The organism is Streptococcus sp. DD11, from assembly GCF_001578865.1.
Classification (GTDB): Bacteria; Bacillota; Bacilli; order Lactobacillales; family Streptococcaceae; genus Streptococcus; species Streptococcus panodentis.
The window spans coordinates 162101-163653 of sequence record NZ_KQ969394.1 but is presented as its reverse complement, the minus strand read 5'-3'; the positions used below and the strand labels follow the sequence as shown (position 1 = coordinate 163653).

At 53.6% G+C, this 1553-nt stretch carries 2 protein-coding genes; both read left to right on the top strand.

Translation table 11 applies throughout. The features are described from left to right. On the top strand, positions 1-998 hold a 998-nt coding region (locus STRDD11_RS06715; protein WP_164828416.1), incomplete at its 5' end, for an MFS transporter. 9 nt (positions 999-1007) lie between these two features. Then, positions 1008-1553, top strand: a 546-nt coding sequence (locus tag STRDD11_RS06710; RefSeq protein ID WP_164828415.1) for a pseudouridine synthase, incomplete at its 3' end; no start/stop codon positions are given.

Sequence of the window (1553 nt, the reverse complement as noted above, 5' to 3'; positions counted from 1 at the left end):
TCATGCTGCTGCTGAATGGTGTCATTGAAAAATACCTGACTGAGCGCCAGATGATTGTGACAGGGCTCCTGATTTTTTCGCTCTGCAGTTTTGTCCCTCTCTTTGATCAGTCTTACTGGCTGATTTTTGCCTCCCGCCTAATCTTTGGTATGGGGCTGGGCCTGCTTAATGCCAAGGCGATTTCCATCATCAGCGAGCGCTACCAGGGCAGGGAGCGCGTGCAGCTGCTGGGCCTGCGGGGCTCAGCAGAGGTAGTCGGAACAGCGCTCTTGACCCTTGGGGTCAGTCTGCTCCTGCCTTTCGGCTGGCAGGCAGTCTTTTTGGTCTATGCCTTTGGTCTGGTAGTTCTGGCCCTTTATCTGCTCTTTGTTCCGGCTGAACAGACAGCGAGCAAGGGAAAGAGCCGTCAAAAGAAACCGCTGCAATTGACGAAAGAAGACTGGCGGCTGAGTCTGGGCTTTGCCTTTGTGGCGGGGGTCATTGTCCTGACCAATATCGCCATCAACGTGCGCGTGCCGGGGATTGTTGAACACTCTGGCATGGGGACGGCCCAGACGGCAGGTCTGATTCTTTCGCTGATGCAGCTGACTGGGATTGCGGCTGGGATTAGCTTTGCCGCTTTTCTCCGGTATTTCAAGGAAAGACTGCTGACGGTTTCCGGCTTTGCCTTTGGTCTTATGCAGCTCTTCATCGGTCTTGCGCCCAATCTGTGGGTTCTCACGCTCAGCGCTATTGCGGCCGGCTTTGTCTACAGCATTGCCCTGACTGCCATCTTTTACACCTTGTCGGAGCGCATCTCAAGCAGTCTCCTCAACCAAGCGACTTCTATCGTCATTCTGGGCTGCAGTGCCGGAGCTACAGCGACGACCTTTGTTCTCAGTTCTATCGGCCGTTTTTCCAGTCATCCGGCTGTCATTTTCAGCATTCTGGGTTCGGCCATGATTCTGACGGCTCTCTTTGCCCTTCGTATAGGCAAAGACAAGACTTCAGCTCTGTAGGAGGTTTCCATGCGCCTAGATAAGTTTTTAGCAGAAAATGGCCTCGGCTCACGGGCCCAGGTCAAGCAAGTCCTCAAGAAGGGGCTGGTTTTGGTCAATGGCAGAGCAGAAAAATCACCCAAGGCTCAGATTGATGAGAGGACAGATGAGATTGTCGTTTCCGGCCAAAAGCTAAACTATGAACACTTCGTCTACTATCTGCTCAACAAGCCGCAGGGCGTTATTTCAGCGACGGAGGATGAACGGCATCAGACCGTACTGGACCTGCTGGACGAGACTGCCCGGCGGAAGGCCGTTTTTCCAGTCGGCCGCTTAGACATTGATACGCATGGGCTCTTGCTCCTGACTAATAACGGCAAGCTGGCTCATGCCATGCTGTCGCCCAAAAGGCATGTTGCTAAGGTCTATCACGCTCAGATAGCCGGGATGATGGATGAGCAAGATGCAGAGCGCTTTGCTGCCGGCATCAAGCTCAAAGACTTTAGCTGCCAGCCCTCCCGCCTGGAAATTTTAGAAGTCAGTCAGAAAGCCAATAGCAGCCGGGTCCGGATTACG